We start from the raw sequence: 19,608 nt of genomic DNA, 5'->3' as shown, positions 1-19,608 counted from the left end.
TCTGACTCAGGCAAAAAAAGGGAGATAGAAGCGAATAAACGCCTCTATCTCCCTTTAAATATTATAAAATTCAAAAAATAAAAATCAGTGAGTCAGATAAAATCTGCGCTGTGTTATTTTACTTCTTCGAATTCTGCGTCGGTAACTCCGTCGTTTCCACCACCCTGGGGTTGGCCCTGTTGCTGACCGCTGTTAGGCTGGCCACCTTCCGGCTGACCCTGGGAAGCTTTGTAGAGTTCTTCAGATGCAGCAGTCCAGGCAGCTTCCAGTTCTGCGGTAGCAGTATCCAGTTGAGCGCTGTCCTGTGACTTATGCGCTTCTCTCAGCTTTTCAAGTGCAGCTTCGATAGTAGCCTTTTTATCAGCAGGCAGTTTATCACCGTATTCTTTCACCTGTTTTTCGGTTTGGAATATCAGGCTGTCTGCTTTATTGAGCTTTTCGATCTTTTCGCGTTGTTCCCTGTCTGAAGATTCATTGGCTTTTGCTTCGGCTTTCATCTTTTCGATTTCTTCCTTGCTCAAACCGCTACCAGCTTCAATTTTGATGTTCTGGGTTTTTCCGGTGCCTTTATCCTTTGCAGTTACGTGCAGGATACCGTTGGCGTCAATATCGAAAGTTACTTCAATCTGTGGAACGCCACGCGGAGCAGGAGGAATATCGCCGAGGATAAAGCGGCCCAGTGTCCTGTTCTGGTTAGCCATTGGCCTTTCACCCTGCAGTACATTGATTTCCACGCTAGGCTGGCTATCTGCTGCAGTAGAGAAGGTTTCTGATTTCTTGGTAGGAATGGTGGTATTGGATTCGATGAGTTTGGTCATTACACCACCCATTGTTTCGATACCGAGTGACAGCGGAGTAACGTCCAGTAACAGTACGTCTTTCACTTCACCGGTGAGTACACCACCCTGGATAGCGGCACCTACAGCCACCACTTCATCCGGGTTAACACCTTTATTAGGTTTTTTACCGAAGAATTTTTCAACTACTTCCTGGATCTTTGGAATACGGGTAGAACCACCTACCAGTATAATTTCATCAATTTCAGAAGTGTTCAAACCGGCATCTTTCAATGCTTTGCGGCAAGGTTCCAGTGTTCTTTCCACCAGGCTGTCGCTCAGCTGCTCAAATTTAGCACGGGTCAGTTTTTTCACTAAGTGTTTGGGAACTCCGTCCACTGCAGTGATATAAGGAAGATTGATTTCAGTTTCCTGAGAAGAAGATAACTCGATCTTTGCTTTTTCAGCAGCTTCCTTTAAACGCTGCCATGACATTGGGTCTTTGTGTAAATCTACTGCTTCATCTTTTTTAAATTCATCAGCCAGCCAATCCATGATCACTTTATCGAAGTCGTCACCACCGAGGTGTGTATCACCGTTGGTAGATTTTACTTCAAATACGCCATCACCTAATTCCAGGATGGAGATATCGAAGGTACCGCCACCGAGGTCAAATACAGCGATTTTGCTGTCGCTATGCTTTTTATCCATACCATAAGCCAGTGCAGCAGCAGTAGGCTCGTTAATGATACGGCGAACAGCGAGACCGGCAATTTCACCGGCTTCTTTGGTAGCCTGACGTTGTGCATCATTAAAGTAAGCAGGAACGGTAATTACCGCTTCAGTTACTTCCTGGCCTAAGTAGTCTTCAGCCGTTTTCTTCATTTTCTGCAGGATCATTGCTGAAATTTCCTGCGGAGTATATAATCTGCCGTCTATATCGATTCTGGTGGTATTGTTGTCCCCTTTTACCACTTTATATGTAACATGGCTCACCTCACTGGCTACTTCGTCAAAATGACGGCCCATGAAACGCTTCACTGACATAATTGTGTTTACGGGGTTGGTAATAGCCTGACGCTTTGCGGGGTCACCTACTTTCCTTTCTCCGTTCTTTAAAAATGCCACTACAGATGGGGTTGTTCTCCTTCCCTCATCATTGGCAATCACTACCGGTTCGTTACCTTCCATTACGGCAACGCATGAATTGGTAGTTCCTAAGTCAATGCCTATTATTTTTCCCATAGTATTAAAGATTATCCTTTAGTTGTAAGTATTTTCGTGTTTGTCGTTGGTTTGTCAATGATTATGCCAAGCAAAAAAATATGAAATTATGTCAGTCAGGTACCCTATATTTGGGTGCAGATTCACAGTTATGTTGTTGGTAAACATCCAAATAACTGGTCAATTAAATTGTTCATAACCTCGCCTGCCTTTAGCTATTTTGTTCCTAACCTGTTGTTTTAACTATTGTACAAATTGTGTAACCTAACGTTATTCTTATGAACAAATCCATTTTATGGAGGGCTGCGTGCCTTTTACTAGCGACCACCCCAATGTTGAGCCAGGCTCAGGATCAACCTTCTGTTTCTGCAGCCGTGCCTACAGCCAAATTATTCAGCGGACCCAGTGACTACAAAACATGGTCGATCGGTATAAATGGCGGTGCATTGGCTCCTGTAGTACCTACCGGTGGCAGTAATGACTTTACCAAATGGAAAGGATCATTCGGATACGGCGCCTATGTGAAGTACCAGATCCTCCACTTCCTGGCCCTGCGGGCAGACTATGTAGGAGGAAAACTACAGGCCGACAACAGTAAAGAGCTCGGTAACGGCTCCCTTCCCAACAGGCCGTATAAGTCGTACGAAACAAAGCTGAACTGGTCCGGTACCTTAAATGCGGTGTTTAATATCACTACCATCAACTGGTTATCCCGGGAGAACTTCGTACAGCTGTATGCCTCTGTGGGCGGCGGATTGGCAGGCTATAAGCCAACCGTAACCAGGAACGACAACACCAGTTTTGCCTATAAAGCGGATGATAAAGCCATCAAGGAACTGATCATCCCGGTGGGCGCCGGCCTTAAGTTCAGGCTGTCGGAGTTCGTCAATCTTGACCTCGGCTACACCATGTATTACACCGATGCAGACAACCTCGACGGCTACAACTATGGCCCCAACAAGGATAAGTACTCCTATGGCTATGCAGGTCTGGAGTTTGCTCTTGGAAAGAAAGGCAAAAAACAGCTGCAGTGGTCTAATCCTGCCAAAGTGATGTACGACGAACTGGAAGCCCAGAAAGCCTCACTGGCGGCTTCCCTGGATGCTGCCAACCAGAACAATGCCAGGTTGACGGCCGATGTGGATAAGCTGACAAAAGACGCCGACGGGGACGGTGTTTCCGACTTCTTCGATAAATGCCCGGGCACACCTGCCAATACCAAAGTAGACGGTTCCGGTTGCCCGCTGCCGGTACCAGAGCCACCAAAAGTAGAAGAGAAAGTGGTGATTACAGAAGAAGATAACCGCATTGTAAGGGAAGCCATCCAGAACCTGGAATTTGATTTTGCAAAGGCCAGTATCAAGCCCAGCTCTTATGCAGCGCTCGACCGGGTGGCAGAACTGTTAAAACGCAAAAACCTTAACCTGAAGCTGAGCGGCCATACAGACAATGTGGGCAGCAAAGAGCGGAACCTGGCCCTGTCAAGGGAAAGAGCCGAATCCGTAAAAGCTTACCTGGTGGGTAAAGGCGTGAATTCTTCTAAAATTGAAGCTGTAGGTTATGGCATGACACAACCTATTGCCAGCAATAAAACAGCCGCAGGAAGGCAGAAAAACAGAAGAGTAGAATTCACTATATTCTAACCCGCTTACTGATTAAAGATCATAGGGATTTTTTGATGTAAAAATCAAAAAATCCCTATTTTCATTTTATGGAACCATACCTCATCAGAACGATAGTGCCGGCAGACGATCCGGCCATTGCACACATTGTAAAAACCACGCTAACGGAATTCGGCATGAATAAAGCCGGTACCGCGTTTTCAGATCCCACCACCGATCACCTTTCCCAGCTGTTTGATATTCCCCGCGCAGAATACTATGTGGCACTGGCCAATGGCAGGATCATCGGCGGCGCAGGTATCCACCCGCTGGATGGCGGAGAAGCACATATATGCGAGCTGCAGAAGATGTATCTCCTGCCCGAAGCCCGGGGCAAAGGGCTGGCAGGCAAGCTGATCACCATGTGCCTGGATTACGCTAAACAAAACGGCTATACGCAATGCTACCTGGAAACTGCGCCAGAACTGGCCAGGGCCAGGAAGGTATATGAGCAGTTTGGATTCAGGTACCTGTCAGGTCCCATGGGAGACACCGGCCATTTTGGCTGTGACAGCTGGATGCTGAAGGATTTATAATTTTCCGCAACCGGTGGAGTTTTATTCCTCTTTCTAAAACGGCATACTTCTTGCCCACCGGGGGCCTACAAAATAATATATCATGAAAAAACTTATTCTGTCTGGCGTATTAGCCATCGGAACTATGCTGGCAGTACAAGCACAAAATGTAAAATTCGGTGTTAAAGGCGGTTTGAACATCTCCAAACTAACGGCTACCGACGGTTCCAAAGCCCTTGCAGGCTTTCACGCAGGGGGACTTGTAAATATCGGGCTGGGCAAGACCTGGGCCATCCAACCGGAACTTGTATATTCTACCCAGGGCACCAAAGCAGAAAGAAGTGTATTATGGTTAACCTCTTCCAATACCGTAAAGGTTAATTACATCAATGTTCCCGTAATGGTACAGTACTCCATTGTACCGGAATTTTACCTGGAAGCAGGTCCGCAGGTAGGCTTTCTTACCGCGGCCAAAGTAAAGTCTGGTGATGTAACTGTAGATATTAAGAATAATATGCAGTCGGTCGATTTTGGACTGGGCTTCGGTTTTGGCTATAAGTTCGATATGGGGCTCGGTGTAAGCGGCAGGTATAATTTCGGCCTGACCAAGGTATATGACTCCGATCAGGTAGACAGTAAAAATTCTGTAGCACAGGTAGGCGTGTTTTATACTTTTTAATGCGGGAAACAAAATATTCCGGATCAGCGAAGGTTGTCTTTATCAGACAACCTTCGCTGCTTTCGGCTAATTAACTATCTTTGCCCCTCGCATTAATCATTTTCAGCATGAGTGTTGTACAATCCATCAGAACGGCCGCCGTGGCCGCCATTAATTCACTTTACAATCAGCAGCTAACAGTAGCGGATATTGCTATTAACACTACCAAGCCTGAATTCGAAGGTGAGTATACCATTGTGGTTTTCTCTTTTACAAAATTCAGCCGGCAAAAACCGGAAGAAACTGCACAGCGAATCGGAGAATACCTGACTGCCCACTACCCGGAACTGATTGCGCGATTCAATGTAGTAAAAGGCTTCCTGAACCTGAGTATCAATGATGCTTACTGGACGGAATTCCTTAAGCAACATTACAGTGATGTAAACATTGGTATGCAGCCTGCCAATGGCAAAAGGATTATGGTAGAATATTCATCTCCCAATACCAACAAACCCTTACACCTCGGCCACCTGCGTAATAATTTCCTGGGATATTCCATTGCTGAGATCATGAAAGCCAATGGCTACGAGGTAATCAAAGCCAACCTGGTAAATGACCGCGGTATCCATATCTGTAAGTCCATGCTCGCCTGGCAAATGTTTGCACACGGCGATACCCCGCAATCGACCGGTATTAAAGGCGATCACCTGGTGGGCGACTACTATGTGAAGTTTGAATCCGTGGTGAAAGAGCAGGCGGAAATTATTATTGACCGGGTACTGGAAAATGACTTCCGTGATTTCGACAGCGCAGAAACCGAAAAGCTGGAGAAGCTGGTTACTGCCCTGCACAAGCCGGAAGTAAAAGAGGATAAGGAAAAAACAGGCAAAATTATGGACGACATCAAAGAGATGTCGCGCAATAAAACAGAGATCATGCAGCAGGCGAAGATCATGCTGCAGCAATGGGAAGCCGGCAATCCTGAAGTAAGGGAACTGTGGGCTACCATGAATAGCTGGGTATATGAAGGTTTTAATGAAACCTACAAACGCCTGGGTATTGATTTCGACCAGATGTATTATGAGAGCGAAACTTATCTCCTGGGTAAAAACCTGGTGGCAGAAGGTTTGGAGAAGGGCGTGTTATTTAAAAAAGAAGATAATTCGGTGTGGATCGATCTGACCGCCGACGGATTGGATCAGAAATTACTGCTCCGTGGCGACGGCACCTCTGTATATATGACACAGGACCTTGGCACTGCGCGTTTGAAATATGAGCAGTATCACATGGACCAGAGCGTATATGTAGTGGCCGATGAACAGAATTATCACTTCAAAGTGCTCCAGCTGATCATGGAGAAGCTGGGAGAACCTTCTGCCAAAGGCATTCACCATCTCAGCTATGGCATGGTGGAATTACCGCATGGCCGGATGAAAAGCCGGGAAGGTACCGTGGTAGATGCAGATGATATGATCACGGAAATGATCACTACAGCTGAAAATCAAACCAAAGAACAGGGCAAAAACCTGGAAACTTTCTCTGAAGAAGAGCTGCGTGAATTATATGAAACAGTTGGTCTTGGTGGTCTGAAGTTCTTCTTGCTGCGGGTGGATCCTAAAAAGAAAATGATCTTTAACCCTGAAGAATCCATCAACCTGCATGGATTTACGGCTACATTTATCCAATACGCGCATGCACGTATTAAATCAATTATCAAGGATGCAGGCGTTGTGGAAAACTTAGCGGCATACAAACATGAAGGAGATTTATTACCACTGGAAAAAGAACTGATCATCCTGAATGAGCAGTTCCCGGGAGTGCTGGCAGAAGCTTACCGTGAATTCAGTCCTTCTGTTATTGCTAACTACATCTTCCAGCTGGCGCAGGTATTTAATTCGTTCTATGCAGAAAAAGTTGATGGCGTATATACCTATTCGGTAATGAGGGCCTCTTCAGAAGAAAAGAAGAAACTGCGTTTACAAATTATTATGCTCACAGCGCATACCATTGCCCAGGGCATGAAATTACTGGGCATAAGAGTACCGGAAAGAATGTAATCATTATTCAACTGATAAAAGAAAAAGGAAGGCGCAATGCCTTCCTTTTCTTTTCCATTAAAACGCTGCAGCCCTTACGGGTTGCAGCGTTAGCAACTTACAGCCGCCGTGGCCGAAGTTGCCGAAGAAAATACCACAGTAAGCAGCGCAGCGAAAAAGGAGCTTGCCTATCCTTTATGCGCCGTTTAAAATCCCTCTACACTGTGGCAAATATTTTTGTCCTGTTGTTCTCCAATCATGATAGCTTCATCGCATAGGCGTTCCCCCTTCTCCTGCTCACCCGCACCCATATACGATTTTCCGAGCATAAACATAGCAAAAGCGTTGGTAGGTTGCAAGTGTAACACTTTTTTCCATTGCACTATTGCCCGTTTAAAAAGTTTTTTTTCGTACAAGTCGTGTGCCAGATACTGATAACGGTTCACTGTCTTAAGGGTATCCTTAACAACGTATAGGCCTGTACGATAGTTAACAACTATTGCTTCCTTTTTATCAAAGTAACAGGAGGCCGGTTCACTATACACAGCAGTAAGCAATACTATACAACATATACTAACTGATAGCTGACAGGGTTTCATAGGTCGCAGCACCCAAAGGGCGCCCGACAAATATATAAATAATATTATTTAAATTAAAACTTATTAACATGTAATAATTACAGTCCCAGTTCGTCGCCACTAAAGGAAAGCGGCAACAGGTCGTTGGCCCGGCTGATCACGTATATCCTGCCGGTTAATCCTCCCATGATCACCCGGATAGGGCTGTCCTGTTTCCGTTCGTACTCCGACAGGGTTTGCCTGCATATGCCACAGGGAGATATGGGATGTGTACTTTCACCGTTGAGGTTATTGTAACTGACTGCAATGGTATCAATATCGATATTGGGGTACATAGAAGCTGCTGATGCAAGGGCTACCCGCTCTGCGCACAGCCCTATAGGATAAGAAGCGTTTTCCTGGTTGGAGCCGGCAATGATTTCGCCGTTAGCCAGCCGGATCACTGCGCCCACCTGGAAACGGGAATAAGGTGCATAAGCATTGGCCGTTACCTCTCTTGCTTCCTTCAGGAGCCAGGCGTCTGCGTCTGAAAGATCGCTAAGATCATTATATACTTCGTATTCAATATGCAGCAATTGTTTTTCCATAACAATAGTTGAAAGGATTTTCGTACGCCCGTTGCCGGGGTAAGACAACGACGGACCGGCATATTGCCGGTCCGTAATTTACTTCAAATTATATTTCCTGCCGTACTTACTTAATATTTCTGAAGATACGGCTCCAGCGGATACCGCCTTCTCCGTAGCTCATCCAGATCAGCCAGGCTTTACCCACCACATGGTCTTCCGGCACAAAGCCCCAAAAACGGGAGTCAAGGGAATTGTTACGGTTATCCCCCATCATCCAGTAATAGTTCATTTTAAAAGTGTAGCTGTCTGCAGGCTGACCATTAATGATAAACTTACCGTCTTTTCTCTCCAGGGTATTTCCTTCATACACCCGGATCACACGATCATACAGGGCAATATTGCTTTCATCCAGCTTAACGGTAACGCCTTTCTTCGGAATATATAACGGGCCGAAGTTTTCTTCTGTCCATTTGAAGTGCGCGGTGTCGTGCGGGAAAACATTATTGTAGTTGAAGTCCGTAAAATCAGACTCCTGGTATATTTTAATATCTTTTACAATCGGCTTGAACTGTTCCAATGCGGTTACATTGGCGGGGGTGAGGTTGTAAATGTATTTATTGGCATCCAGCTGGTAGAAATCAGGGCCGGAAGTGGCGATGCCCAGGTCCTCCAAACGGCTGCTGTTCAGCTGATCGCCGGTGGTTTCCACCACGTATTTGTGCTGGCTGCCCGGGGGAACCGGCGCTGCCTGGCCGTTCACGTATACTGCGCCTTTAACGATCCGGATGGTATCGCCGGCTTCGGCCATGCAACGTTTAATATAGTTTTCCCTTTTATCTACAGGGCGTTGAATGATCTTGTAAGAGTTTTGAACCGACTGCCAGCCAAACTGCCGTACCATGCCATAATAGCTGGGATCCGGTGAATCAATGGCTACGGTGTCTCCTTCAGGGAAATTAAATACTACGACATCATACCGCTTGATCTCTGAAAAACCCGGCAGGCGCCTGTATTTCCACTTTACCGCCTCAGAATAGGCTTTGGCAGATTTGGTGAAAGGCAGGGTATGATGTACAAAAGGTACCGCCAGCGGAGTCATTGGGATACGTGGTCCGTAACTGATCTTGCTCACAAACAGGAAGTCGTTCACAAGTAAGGTCTTTTCCATTGAAGGTGTCGGGATCGTATAGGCCTCAAAAATAAAGGTGCGGATAAGCGTGGCTGCTATAATAGCGAAGATCGCAGCGTCTAACCATTCTCTAACCGCAGATTTCTTTTTCTTAGGCTGACTGTCTTTGTTTTTTTTCCAAAATGCCAGGTTCATTCAGTTACGCTTATTAGATGCTTAAAAAGGCAAATATAATATTCTGTTGTCAGCCTGTTGCTATAAGGCTACAAAAGTTTTCTTAAAAATAGATTAAAAGATTGTTTATTATAATTTTTAAGTATATGGTGTACCTATTGATGAATTGCCTATTACGACTTCTTCCGCTTTGGATATCAGGCCGCTTCCGGAGAATGTAAATATTATTAAGAACCTGGAGGAATTACTGGTGTTGCGCTGATCCTGTTCAGAGCACTTCTTCCAGGATACGGTTGATGGCTGCTGAACGGTTTAGTACCATAAAATGGCCACCATCCGGGATCACATGTGTAGGTTGCAGATATTTAACAGGGAAGGGCATATCAAGGGCGCCGTGGATATGTACCAAACCTTCCGGCACCTCTTCGTTTTCCCAGTGCAGGATGGCATTTACCGCCCAACGTGTGTAGGCATAGTCGCGTTTTGCCAGGTATTCATTTACCAGCATACGCTCTTCCGGTGTTTCGATATTGAGGAATTTCCTGACAATGATATTTCGCCGCTGGTACAGCAGGCTGTCCGGTAATTTGTGCAGCCTGAGCTTTTTTACCCAGTTATAGTAAGGAGGTTTTTCCGAGCTCCGTTTAATGCTGGAAAGAAGGATGTTCTTTTCCACGGGAATATGCCTGGCTATTTCCAGGCTCATAATACCTCCAAAGGAAACACCTATCAGTGTAACCGTCCCATCAGCCTTAATATTGCGGGCCATGCGGGCCGCATAACGGCTGATGGGCTCATCCGGCAATGGAGCGATCCAATGCAGGTGATGCACCTGATAACCGGCGGGAAAACGCAGGTTGTTGAAAATGCGCTCATCCGCACCCAGTCCACTGATCAGATACAGGTGTTTTTGCATATTGTTATGCCGGTTAAGAGCTTACTTTCCTTTTGTCGCGGGCAGGCACCACGAAATCATCCACATCTTCCGCGGTAATGGTTTTACCGGAAAGGATCACCAGTCTTTCCACCACGTTCCTCAGCTCACGGATATTACCGGTCCAGTTATGGTTCTGTAAAGCCTTCATCGCCTCTTTATCTGCCACTTTGCGGGAAATGCCATATTCACTGCAAACGCTGTCCAGGAAGCTATCTACCAGCAAAGGTATATCATCCCGGCGATCGTTCAGGGAAGGCACGTGGATCAGGATCACGCTCAAACGGTGATAGAGATCCAGGCGGAAATTCTTGTTTTCCACTTCCTGCAGCAGGTCTTTATTGGTAGCGGCTACTACCCTTACATCTACGCTGATCTCTTTATCGCCGCCCACGCGGGTGATCTTTCCTTCCTGTAAGGCGCGCAGCACTTTTGCCTGGGCGCTGAGGCTCATATCGCCGATTTCATCCAGGAAAAGGGTGCCCCCGCTGGCCTGTTCAAATTTTCCGATCCTTTGTTTTACGGCAGATGTAAAAGAGCCTTTTTCATGGCCGAACAGTTCACTTTCAATGAGCTCACCGGGAATGGCAGCGCAGTTCACTTCCACCATAGGTCCGCCAGCGCGGTTACTGCGCTCATGCAGCCACCTGGCCACCAGTTCTTTACCTACCCCGTTTTCACCGGTAACCAGCACTCTTGCATCGGTAGGAGCTACTTTTTCTATTGTTTCCCTGATCTTGAGGATCGGGGCTGATTGCCCTATCATTTCCGGCACCTTGTTCACCTTGCGGCGCAGGGTTTTGGTTTCGGTTACCAGGGTAGACTTATCCATCGCATTACGCAGGGTAATGAGCAGGCGGTTCAGATCCGGCGGCTTGGAGATATAATCATAAGCGCCTTTTTTCACCGCTTCTACCGCCGTGTCAATATTACCGTGGCCGGACACCATGATAATAGGAATGTCCCCGTTCACCTCGCGGGCTTTCTCAAGGAATTCCAGTCCGTCCATTTTAGGCATTTTGATGTCGCAAAGAACGGCATCATATGACTTTGCCTGGAACATTTTAAATCCTTCCATTCCATCCGCAGCCTCATCTATCTTGTAACCTTCATAGGTTAAAATCTCCGTGAGTGTTTTACGGATACTTTTTTCGTCGTCTATTATTAAAATGTTAGCCATAATCAGTTTTATTTTGTACGACCGGCGATACCCGCCTTTTATACAACGGGCAAAAATAAAGATTAATCCCTTAAAATTGCATTATATCAGGGATCATTTAACATGTCGGAAACAATTGAAATATTACCATACAGCCCACGCTGGCCGGAAGAGTTCCGGGAAATAGCCAGGGAGCTGGAAGAAGCGGCAGGAGCATATGCACTGGCCATTGACCACATTGGTTCTACAAGCGTTCCGGGATTAGCTGCCAAAGACGTGATTGATGTACAGTTAACAGTGGCCTCGCTGGATGCGCCCCTGCAGCCTGCACTGGAGCTGCTGGGATATGAGCGTAAATTACATTTGAAAGATCACCGTCCCCCGGGCAGAGATGACCTGGCTGAAGATGAACTGGACAAACATTTCTACTTTAAGAAGAACAGAAGGGTGAACCTTCATATACGGGTGGCAGGAAAATTTAACCAGCGCTATCCTTTGCTGTGCCGCGATTACCTGCGCACGCATCCACATGCCGCGCAGGCATATGGAGTGGTGAAACAACAGCTGGCAAAGTATTTCCCAAACAATGCAGATGCTTATTATGATATCAAAGATCCTGTATTCGATATACTCATGGAAGGCGCCTATATATGGGCAGATAAGAAGGCTTGAATATTAGTAAACAGTCTACTACCTTTACAGGATTAATGCGTAATTTCAGTAACTATTAAAGTGCCATACCTGTAATTCGATCCGCATATGAATGATTTTCTGGAAGAGTTGAAGCGGCGGCACCAGCTGGCAGCGGCAAACGCTTATCCTGCCACAGGTGCAGTAGATGAATTTGTAAGCCACCTGCTGAACTGGTTATTCCCCGAACATACCGGTCAGGTGATTGCCGATCCCCTGGCGCTGGAGCGCTTTGGCCATGAGCTGGAAGCGCAGCTGCAGCAATTGCTGCAATCAATGGAAAACCAGCTGCCTGCAGATGCTGCAGGTCTGAGCCGGGATTTTATGAATAAAGTGCCGGTGATATATGATGAGCTGACAAAAGACGCCTCGGCTATATACCAGGGCGATCCGGCGGCATCCTGTTTGTACGAGGTAATCCGCGCCTACCCGGGGTTTTACGCCATTGCCTTTTACCGCATTGCGCATGCCCTGTACCAGCTGAAGATCCCCGTATTGCCAAGAATGATCACCGAACTGGCACATTCCCGTACGGGAGTGGATATTCACCCGGGCGCTGTTATTGCACCGTGGTGTTGCATAGACCATGGCACCGGTATTGTGATCGGTGAAACCACCGTGATAGGGCCGCATGTAAAACTATACCAGGGCGTAACACTGGGTGCGCTGAGCATAGAAAAAAGCATGGCGCGCAGCAAGCGCCATCCTACCATAGAGGAACATGTAGTGATTTACGCCGGCGCCACAATTCTTGGCGGGGATACGGTGATAGGCCATCATAGCGTAATAGGCGGGAACGTGTGGCTGATTAAAAGTGTGGAGCCTTTCTCCCGGATCTATTACAAAGCAGAACATAAATTTTCAGATACAAACCAGGACTAGTACAATGGCTTCCATCATAGATCTGATCGGCAATACGCCGATGGTAGAATTAAAGAAGATATCCGCCAACCCGGCTGTTAAGATTTTTGCGAAGCTGGAGGGCAACAATCCCGCCGGCAGTGTGAAGGACAGGGCCGCCTATGGCATGATCAAAGGCGCGCTGGACAGGGGCGATATTAAACCCGGGATGAAACTGATAGAAGCTACCAGCGGTAACACCGGTATAGCACTGGCCATGATCGCCAGTATTTTCGGCCTTGAAATAGAACTGGTAATGCCGGCAGATGCCACCAGGGAAAGGGTACTAACCATGGAAGTATATGGCGCCAAAGTAACGCTCACGCCAAAGGAGCTGTCGATGGAAGGCTCTATTGACTACGCCAATGCCCAGGTAGCCAAAGGCGGCTATTACATGCTGAACCAGTTTGCCAATCCCGACAACTACGGTATGCATTATAAAACCACCGGGCCGGAAATATGGAAAGATACCAATGGCGAAGTGACCCACTTTGTAAGCGCCATGGGAACCACTGGTACCATTATGGGCGTATCCCGTTTTTTAAAGGAACAGAATCCTGATGTGCAGATCGTGGGATGCCAGCCCACAGAAGGCTCGAAAATTCCCGGCATCCGTAAATGGCCGGAAGCTTATCTTCCAAAAATATTCGAAAGACCCAGGGTAGACCGTATCATGGATATCTCAGAAGAGGAAGCAAGAGCTATGACGAAAAGGTTGGCAAAGGAAGAAGCGGTATTTTGCGGTATGAGCAGCGGAGGCGCTGTAGCAGCGGCAGCACGGTTATCAAAGGAATTACGTAGTGGCGTTATTGTTAGTATCATCTGTGACCGCGGCGACCGGTACCTTTCCAGCGACCTGTTTTCCTGATAATTATTTAAAGAGATAAAAAAGGAACGGAGCGAAGAAAATCTTCGCTCCGTTCCTTTTTTATCTCTTTAGCAGCTGCTATTTCTTCATGTACATTACTTCCTTCACCAGTTTCACGGTACGCTCAATATCCGGCAGGTATAATTTTACCAGATTTGGCGCGTAGTGCATAGGAGCATCCTGTGCAGTGATACGGCGGATAGGCGCATCCAGGTAGTCGAAACCTTCTTTCTGGATACGGTATGTGATTTCGGAAGAAATACTTGCGAATGGCCACTGTTCTTCAACAATCACCAGGCGGTTTGTTTTCTTCACAGACTCCAGGATGGTGAACCAATCCAGCGGACGGATAGTACGCAGATCGATCACTTCCGCTTCAATACCTTCTTTTGCCAGTTCCTCAGCCGCACCCAGCGCTACTTTCATCATTTTGTTGAAAGATACGATGGTTACATCTTTACCGGCACGTTTGATATCTGCCTTACCGATAGGGATAATGTACTCTTCTTCCGGTACTTCTCCCATATCGCCGTACATCAATTCGCTCTCCATGAATACAACAGGGTCTTCATCGCGGATAGCCGCTTTAAGCAAACCTTTTGCATCATATGGGTTAGAAACGGATATCACCTTCAGGCCCGGGATATTGGCGTAGTAGCTTTCGAATGCAGTAGAGTGTTGTGCACCCAGCTGTCCGGCAGAACCGTTTGGCCCGCGGAAAACGATAGGGCAACCCACCTGGCCGCCACTCATTGCCAGCATTTTTGAAGCAGTGTTGAGGATCTGGTCCAGCGCCAGTACAGCGAAGTTCCAGGTCATAAATTCAACCACCGGACGCAGGCCGTTCTGTGCAGCGCCTACTCCGATAGCAGCAAATCCAAGTTCGGCAATCGGCGTGTCTATAACGCGTTTTGGACCAAACTCATCCAGCATTCCCTGGCTCACTTTATAAGCACCATTGTATTCGGCTACTTCCTCCCCCATAAGGAATACCCGTTCATCACGGCGAAATTCCTCCTGCAGGGCTTCTCTTAAGGCTTGTCTGAAAGCTATCTGACGCATGCTATTCTTAATTGAAAGTTAAATGCCTTATTGAAAGGCAGGGCAAAAATATTGTTTGTTAACGAAAAAGCAAAGCAAACAACCGATTAATAATTATTATACCGCTGACAAAGGCCTGCATAGTATTAATTAAAATAAATTCATATATTTATATTTTAGTCTTTATTGACACCCTGCCAACTGCTATGATTACCATTACTATCCTGACCTTGTGCTTTTTAGCCGCCCTTTCCTGTAAGATCAAAAAGGCAAAACTGCCTGAACTGCAGGCGCTCCTCTGGTACATCCACCTGGTTTTCGGTTGTTTTGCGCTGTTATGCCTGTTACTGATGCTCAACAGCTATGGCTTCAAGGGCACACAAACCGAAAGGGTGTTTTTTACCCTCTACGCCGGCTCGGGGATGCTGCTTTATGGCCTCTCCAAACCAGGCAACGACGCCCGGTATGCCTACCTGCTGCTTTTCTTTGGGTTCCCGTTTATACTGCTGTTTGGCCTGCTACTGCCTCCACTTCGCATCATCGCCCTGGTGGCAGCGATCACCCTGCTGTCTGACAGCGAGTTTAAACGCTATCAAATCGATGATGATTATGCCTTGCAAACAAAAAGTACGGGCATATTATCCGGCTACCCGGTTTACAGCCTGGTGGAAGACAAATACCTGTTTTTTGAGAAAGTGAGGCAGGATGTGGTAAAACCACAGGAAGCCCTGCATTCGCTGAAGATGGCCAAAAGGGGGAAAGACAGTGTAAGGATACAGGTGAACAATATAGATACGGTGATCGTGCTTTCCGAATAAGCGGGGCTGACTAAAGGCCGGGAGAATCAGGCAAACAACTTTTCCATCACCCACCCGGTATTTTAGCCAACCCCTGTAAAAAGATTATACTCTTTCTATGATCATAGCACTGGCGCCACCACCACCGTTACAGATGCCTGCAACGCCATACCGCGCCTGCTGCTGATGCAGGATCGCATTCAGCGTTATCACTATACGCGCGCCGCTGCAACCAATAGGATGCCCTATTGCCACAGCCCCGCCCCATACGTTTACCTTGTCGAGCGGCAGCCCCAGGTCTTTCGCATTGGCAATAGGCACGCAGGAAAAAGCTTCATTTACTTCTGCAATATCCATATCACTGATCTTCAAGCCGGCTTTGGCCAGCGCATTGTTGATGGCTTTTACCGGTGTGGTGGTAAACCATTCCGGCGCCTGTGAAGCATCGGCAAAGCTGATGATCTTTGCCAGCGGTTTTAGTCCCAGCGCTTTCAGTTTTTCGCCGCTTACCAGCACTACGGCAGCCGCGCCATCATTGATGTTGGAGGCATTGGCCGCAGTGATAGTCCCGTCTTTCTGAAAACTGGGTTTCAGGGAACGCACTTTTTCGAAAATGACTTTTTTGTAGTCTTCATCTTCAGACACTGTCACCAACTGCTTGCCAGGTACCTGCACCGGTACCACTTCGTCCTTAAAGTATCCTTTCTCCCAGGCCGCTGCAGCACGTTTGTAACTTTCAATGGCGTATGCGTCCTGGTCTTCACGGGTGATCTTATATTCAGTAGCACAAAGTTCCGCCGCATTGCCCATGTGAAAATCCTTGTAAGGATCCCAGAGCCCATCGCGGATAATGCCATCGGTAACGGCGCCATGGCCGAGTTTATAACCGGTGCGCGCTTTATCAAGATAGTAAGGCGTAGCGCTCATGTTTTCCATACCGCCAGCCACCACTATGTCATTATCTCCCAGCAGGATACTTTGCGCACCCAGCATAATGGCTTTCATACCGGAAGCGCATACCTTGTTAACGGTAGTACAGGGAATGGTATTGGGCAGGCCGGCAGCAAGACTTGCCTGGTTGGCAGGCGCCTGCCCAAGGTTGGCGCTGAGCACATTGCCCATGTATACTTCATTTACTTCTGAAGGGGCCACTCCTGCTCTTTCCAGGGCAGCCTTGATAACGTGAGCTCCGAGCTGGGTAGCCGGAACTCCGGCCAGTGCGCCATTGAACGAACCTATAGGGGTACGGGCCACAGCTACTATAAATACTTCTTTCATCTGATAAATAAGATTGATTTGGCTAGTTTATAATCTACCAAATATAAGGAAAAGTTGCGGGGAACACTCATCCTGCCGGCATACTGCCCGCCTTCTTTTCAAATCCTATTTTTGCCGTATGTTTGCAGTTGGATGATATCACAAAACTCCATACAACAGATCCTCAGCCGCATTGATATTGTGGAAATTGTGGGCTCCTTCGTTAAACTGAAAAAAAGGGGCGCCAATTACCTTGGCCTGTGCCCGTTTCATAATGAGAAGTCGCCCTCCTTCACTGTATCTCCCGGCAAAGAGATCTATAAATGCTTTGGTTGCGGCGCCAGCGGCAATTCCATCAGCTTTATCATGGAGCATGAGAAGTATTCCTATGTGGAAGCGCTCCGGTGGCTGGCACAACGCTACCAGATTGAACTGGAAGAAACAGAGGTAAGCCCGGAACTGAAGCAGCACCAGTTGATGGCGGACAGTTTGTTCATCATCAACAATTACGCCCGGGAATATTTTACAGATACGCTGTTTAATAAGGAAGAAGGCCAGAATGTAGGACTGAGTTATTTTGAAGAAAGAGGATTTTCGGAAGAAACCATTAAAAAATTCCAGCTCGGCTACTGTCTGAATACCTTTGACGCTTTTGCCAAATCGGCATTGAACAAAGGATACAACCTGGAATACCTTCAAAAAACAGGGCTGGTAACCATCCGCAACGATCAACCTGCCGATAATTACCGCGGCAGGGTAATTTTCCCGATACATAACCAGTCGGGCAAAATACTTGGCTTTGGTGCGCGTATCCTGGTAAAATCAGACCGGGCGCCGAAATACATCAATTCTCCCGAAAATGAGATCTATGTAAAAAGCCGGGTACTGTATGGTACTTACTTTGCAAGGCACGCTATTGACAAGCTCAATGAGTGCCTGCTTGTAGAAGGCTATACCGATGTGATTTCCCTGCACCAGGCCGGTGTGGAAAACGTGGTGGCTTCCAGTGGCACCTCCCTTACACAGGATCAGCTGCGCCTGATAAAAAAATATACCAACAACCTCACCATTCTTTATGACGGCGACAGCGCCGGCGTGAAAGCTGCGCTCCGCGGGCTGGACATGGCCATTGAAGAAGGGCTGAACGTGAAGCTGGTATTGCTGCCGGACAAAGAAGACCCGGACAGTTATGTGCAGAAGATCGGTGCAGAAGCATTCCGCGAATTCATTAAGGAAAACAAACAGGACTTTGTACTGTTCAAACTGCAGCTGAGCATGCAGGAAGCAGGCAGCGACAGTAATAAAAAATCACAGCTGGTAAATGAGATCGCCGAAACCATTTCCAAGATTGATAAGGCAGAAGACTTCACACGGCAGCAGGATTATATCCGCCAATGCAGCCAGTTACTGCATATCGATGAACAGGGGCTGATCCAGCTGGTCAATAAATTTATCCGCGACAGGCTCGTAAAAAGAGAGCAGGCGTATGCGCGTAACAACCCCGCTCCTTCCGGTGATGAGCTCAGCGAAGAAGCGATTGCCGCTATGGAAGCTGCCGAAACAGGTATTTCGGTAGACTCCCTGATCAACGGGCATGAAAAACAGGAGAAAGCACTGGTAAAAATCCTGTTACGTTTTGGCGATAAGCCTTTTAAAGAAGAGGACAACAGTACCGTAGCTGATTATATATTCCACCTCCCCTATGATTTTGAAGCATTGGCAGAAAGTGAGCTGGTGAAAAGGATTTTAAGGGAGTACAAAGCCTTGTATGATGCAGGGAACCTGCAGGATAAACGCTGGTTTCTTTATCATGAGGATCAGCAGTTTTCAAAGGAGATAGCCAATATCCTGGAAGATAAGGAAGCTGATCTAAGTATGAAATGGAAAGAGCAATTTGAAATAGATACCGTATATGGCGACGACGCATATTTGAAAGATACGCTCTCCACTACCAACTACCTGATCCTGCGAAAGGTGAAAAAGTTAATTTATGAGAACCAGGCCGAAGTACAAAAGGCCTTTAAGGACAATGACTACGAAGCGGCTAAAAGCTGTCTTGAAATGCAGAAACACCTCAACGCCCTGGAAAAAGAACTCACCAATGGGATGGGCACCGTTATTTTCAAATAAGCGCTGACATTAGTTTTTTACAACCGCTCCCATACCTGGAAAGCGAAGGAATACTGATTTTTCTCATCGGCCTCATGGCGCTCATCACTTACCAGTTCAAACTCGGCCCCATCCAGCTGCGGGAAAAAGGCATCTCCGTGCACAACGGCGTATACACGGGTAAGATAGATCCGTTCTACTAACGGCCACGCCTGCTCGAAAATCTGGGAGCCGCCGGTAATAAACAGTTCATCACCGCCGAACGACTTTGCCTTTTCAATGCCTTCTTCCACGGAACTTACAACATATGCGCCTTCCGGCTGAAAGTTCTGTTGACGGGTGATCACGATGTTAGGCCGGCCAGGCAGTGGCTTTCCCAGCGATTCAAATGTTTTACGCCCCATTACGATGGGTTTGCCCAGGGTAGTGGATTTAAAATATTTAAGATCCGTGGGCAAACGCCAGGGCAGCATATTATTGATACCGATCACGTTATTTTCGGAAGCAGCTACGATAATGGATATACGCATAAG

At 47.1% G+C, this 19,608-nt stretch carries 18 protein-coding genes; 9 read left to right on the top strand and 9 right to left on the bottom strand.

All coding sequences use genetic code 11. The features are described 5' to 3' along the window. Nucleotides 1-113: 113 nt before the first annotated feature. Entirely contained in the window at nucleotides 114-2,021 is a 1,908-nt protein-coding gene (dnaK, locus tag ABIE50_RS10885) for a molecular chaperone DnaK (RefSeq protein WP_142683213.1), read from the bottom strand. Nucleotides 2,022-2,332: 311 nt separating this feature from the next. Between dnaK and ABIE50_RS10880 the strand changes: the two genes are divergently transcribed. The 4 genes from ABIE50_RS10880 to argS all read left to right on the top strand — a co-directional run bounded on the left by ABIE50_RS10880 (nucleotide 2,333) and on the right by argS (nucleotide 6,891). After that, nucleotides 2,333-3,643, top strand: a complete 1,311-nt coding sequence (locus ABIE50_RS10880; RefSeq protein ID WP_354027960.1) for an OmpA family protein — start codon at nucleotides 2,333-2,335, stop codon at nucleotides 3,641-3,643. Nucleotides 3,644-3,711: 68 nt separating this feature from the next. Beyond that, a complete protein-coding gene (locus tag ABIE50_RS10875) occupies nucleotides 3,712-4,197 on the top strand; it encodes a GNAT family N-acetyltransferase (RefSeq protein ID WP_209863572.1) in 486 nt (161 codons plus the stop codon). 82 nt (nucleotides 4,198-4,279) lie between these two features. After that, entirely contained in the window at nucleotides 4,280-4,855 is a 576-nt protein-coding gene (locus ABIE50_RS10870) for a porin family protein (protein ID WP_209863575.1), read from the top strand. Nucleotides 4,856-4,962: 107 nt separating this feature from the next. Then, nucleotides 4,963-6,891 (top strand): arginine--tRNA ligase, encoded by a 1,929-nt coding sequence (argS, locus tag ABIE50_RS10865; RefSeq protein ID WP_209863578.1) that lies wholly within the window; start codon nucleotides 4,963-4,965, stop codon nucleotides 6,889-6,891. A 185-nt stretch (nucleotides 6,892-7,076) separates the two neighbouring features. On the opposite strand, the gene ABIE50_RS10860 is transcribed toward argS, so the two are convergent. From ABIE50_RS10860 to ABIE50_RS10840, 5 genes are all read right to left on the bottom strand, one after another. Further along, on the bottom strand, nucleotides 7,077-7,229 hold the full coding sequence (locus ABIE50_RS10860; protein WP_209863581.1) for a hypothetical protein: 153 nt from the start codon (nucleotides 7,227-7,229) through the stop codon (nucleotides 7,077-7,079). A gap of 317 nt (nucleotides 7,230-7,546) precedes the next feature. After that, the gene (cdd, locus tag ABIE50_RS10855; RefSeq protein ID WP_209863584.1) at nucleotides 7,547-8,035 is read right to left on the bottom strand and encodes a cytidine deaminase; all 489 of its coding nucleotides are present in this window, start codon (nucleotides 8,033-8,035) and stop codon (nucleotides 7,547-7,549) included. Between the two features lie 106 nt (nucleotides 8,036-8,141). Next, the gene (gene lepB, locus ABIE50_RS10850) at nucleotides 8,142-9,341 is read right to left on the bottom strand and encodes a signal peptidase I (protein WP_142683220.1); all 1,200 of its coding nucleotides are present in this window, start codon (nucleotides 9,339-9,341) and stop codon (nucleotides 8,142-8,144) included. A 247-nt stretch (nucleotides 9,342-9,588) separates the two neighbouring features. After that, nucleotides 9,589-10,236 carry an alpha/beta fold hydrolase gene (locus ABIE50_RS10845; RefSeq protein ID WP_209863587.1) on the bottom strand — a complete coding sequence of 216 codons (648 nt, stop codon included), beginning with the start codon at nucleotides 10,234-10,236 and terminating at the stop codon, nucleotides 9,589-9,591. A 13-nt stretch (nucleotides 10,237-10,249) separates the two neighbouring features. Continuing rightward, complete coding sequence (locus tag ABIE50_RS10840) at nucleotides 10,250-11,434, bottom strand: sigma-54-dependent transcriptional regulator (protein WP_209863590.1); 1,185 nt, start codon at nucleotides 11,432-11,434, stop codon at nucleotides 10,250-10,252. Between the two features lie 102 nt (nucleotides 11,435-11,536). Here ABIE50_RS10840 and ABIE50_RS10835 point away from each other — a divergent pair, with 102 nt between their 5' ends. The 3 genes from ABIE50_RS10835 (at nucleotide 11,537) to cysM (ending at nucleotide 13,871) form a co-directional block, all read left to right on the top strand. Next, nucleotides 11,537-12,085 carry a GrpB family protein gene (locus ABIE50_RS10835; protein WP_209863592.1) on the top strand — a complete coding sequence of 183 codons (549 nt, stop codon included), beginning with the start codon at nucleotides 11,537-11,539 and terminating at the stop codon, nucleotides 12,083-12,085. Between the two features lie 87 nt (nucleotides 12,086-12,172). Next, complete coding sequence (locus ABIE50_RS10830) at nucleotides 12,173-12,985, top strand: serine O-acetyltransferase (protein ID WP_142683224.1); 813 nt, start codon at nucleotides 12,173-12,175, stop codon at nucleotides 12,983-12,985. Nucleotides 12,986-12,989: 4 nt separating this feature from the next. Further along, nucleotides 12,990-13,871, top strand: coding sequence for a cysteine synthase CysM (gene cysM, locus ABIE50_RS10825; protein ID WP_142683225.1), 882 nt, complete (start codon nucleotides 12,990-12,992; stop codon nucleotides 13,869-13,871). A 78-nt stretch (nucleotides 13,872-13,949) separates the two neighbouring features. On the opposite strand, the gene ABIE50_RS10820 is transcribed toward cysM, so the two are convergent. After that, entirely contained in the window at nucleotides 13,950-14,933 is a 984-nt protein-coding gene (locus ABIE50_RS10820; RefSeq protein ID WP_142683226.1) for a pyruvate dehydrogenase complex E1 component subunit beta, read from the bottom strand. 185 nt (nucleotides 14,934-15,118) lie between these two features. Here ABIE50_RS10820 and ABIE50_RS10815 point away from each other — a divergent pair, with 185 nt between their 5' ends. Continuing rightward, the gene (locus tag ABIE50_RS10815) at nucleotides 15,119-15,730 is read left to right on the top strand and encodes a hypothetical protein (RefSeq protein WP_209863595.1); all 612 of its coding nucleotides are present in this window, start codon (nucleotides 15,119-15,121) and stop codon (nucleotides 15,728-15,730) included. Nucleotides 15,731-15,814: 84 nt separating this feature from the next. Here the strand turns inward: ABIE50_RS10815 and ABIE50_RS10810 are convergent, their stop codons facing one another. Then, nucleotides 15,815-16,987, bottom strand: coding sequence for an acetyl-CoA C-acyltransferase (locus tag ABIE50_RS10810; RefSeq protein ID WP_209863598.1), 1,173 nt, complete (start codon nucleotides 16,985-16,987; stop codon nucleotides 15,815-15,817). A gap of 132 nt (nucleotides 16,988-17,119) precedes the next feature. Here ABIE50_RS10810 and dnaG point away from each other — a divergent pair, with 132 nt between their 5' ends. Further along, complete coding sequence (gene dnaG, locus ABIE50_RS10805) at nucleotides 17,120-19,096, top strand: DNA primase (protein ID WP_209863600.1); 1,977 nt, start codon at nucleotides 17,120-17,122, stop codon at nucleotides 19,094-19,096. Between the two features lie 17 nt (nucleotides 19,097-19,113). On the opposite strand, the gene ABIE50_RS10800 is transcribed toward dnaG, so the two are convergent. Next, nucleotides 19,114-19,605: a dihydrofolate reductase gene (locus ABIE50_RS10800; RefSeq protein WP_209863603.1), complete on the bottom strand. Its 492-nt coding sequence runs from the start codon at nucleotides 19,603-19,605 to the stop codon at nucleotides 19,114-19,116. Nucleotides 19,606-19,608: the final 3 nt, after the last annotated feature.

Source organism: Chitinophaga sp. OAE865 (assembly GCF_040546735.1).
Lineage (GTDB): Bacteria > Bacteroidota > Bacteroidia > Chitinophagales > Chitinophagaceae > Chitinophaga > Chitinophaga polysaccharea_A.
This window is presented reverse-complemented; position numbering and strand designations above follow the sequence as displayed.

Bases quoted from the DNA above. Each gene is read 5' to 3' on its own strand.
- ABIE50_RS10820 (WP_142683226.1), bottom strand. From the start codon at position 14,933: ATGCGTCAGATAGCTTTCAGACAAGCCTTAAGAGAAGCCCTGCAGGAG.
- ABIE50_RS10845 (WP_209863587.1), bottom strand. From the start codon at position 10,236: ATGCAAAAACACCTGTATCTGATCAGTGGACTGGGTGCGGATGAGCGC.
- ABIE50_RS10880 (WP_354027960.1), top strand. From the start codon at position 2,333: ATGTTGAGCCAGGCTCAGGATCAACCTTCTGTTTCTGCAGCCGTGCCT.
- lepB (WP_142683220.1), bottom strand. From the start codon at position 9,341: ATGAACCTGGCATTTTGGAAAAAAAACAAAGACAGTCAGCCTAAGAAA.
- dnaK (WP_142683213.1), bottom strand. From the start codon at position 2,021: ATGGGAAAAATAATAGGCATTGACTTAGGAACTACCAATTCATGCGTT.
- ABIE50_RS10840 (WP_209863590.1), bottom strand. From the start codon at position 11,434: ATGGCTAACATTTTAATAATAGACGACGAAAAAAGTATCCGTAAAACA.
- argS (WP_209863578.1), top strand. From the start codon at position 4,963: ATGAGTGTTGTACAATCCATCAGAACGGCCGCCGTGGCCGCCATTAAT.
- ABIE50_RS10810 (WP_209863598.1), bottom strand. From the start codon at position 16,987: ATGAAAGAAGTATTTATAGTAGCTGTGGCCCGTACCCCTATAGGTTCG.
- cdd (WP_209863584.1), bottom strand. From the start codon at position 8,035: ATGGAAAAACAATTGCTGCATATTGAATACGAAGTATATAATGATCTT.
- ABIE50_RS10875 (WP_209863572.1), top strand. From the start codon at position 3,712: ATGGAACCATACCTCATCAGAACGATAGTGCCGGCAGACGATCCGGCC.
- ABIE50_RS10800 (WP_209863603.1), bottom strand. From the start codon at position 19,605: ATGCGTATATCCATTATCGTAGCTGCTTCCGAAAATAACGTGATCGGT.
- ABIE50_RS10835 (WP_209863592.1), top strand. From the start codon at position 11,537: ATGTCGGAAACAATTGAAATATTACCATACAGCCCACGCTGGCCGGAA.
- ABIE50_RS10815 (WP_209863595.1), top strand. From the start codon at position 15,119: ATGATTACCATTACTATCCTGACCTTGTGCTTTTTAGCCGCCCTTTCC.
- ABIE50_RS10830 (WP_142683224.1), top strand. From the start codon at position 12,173: ATGAATGATTTTCTGGAAGAGTTGAAGCGGCGGCACCAGCTGGCAGCG.
- ABIE50_RS10870 (WP_209863575.1), top strand. From the start codon at position 4,280: ATGAAAAAACTTATTCTGTCTGGCGTATTAGCCATCGGAACTATGCTG.
- cysM (WP_142683225.1), top strand. From the start codon at position 12,990: ATGGCTTCCATCATAGATCTGATCGGCAATACGCCGATGGTAGAATTA.
- dnaG (WP_209863600.1), top strand. From the start codon at position 17,120: ATGATATCACAAAACTCCATACAACAGATCCTCAGCCGCATTGATATT.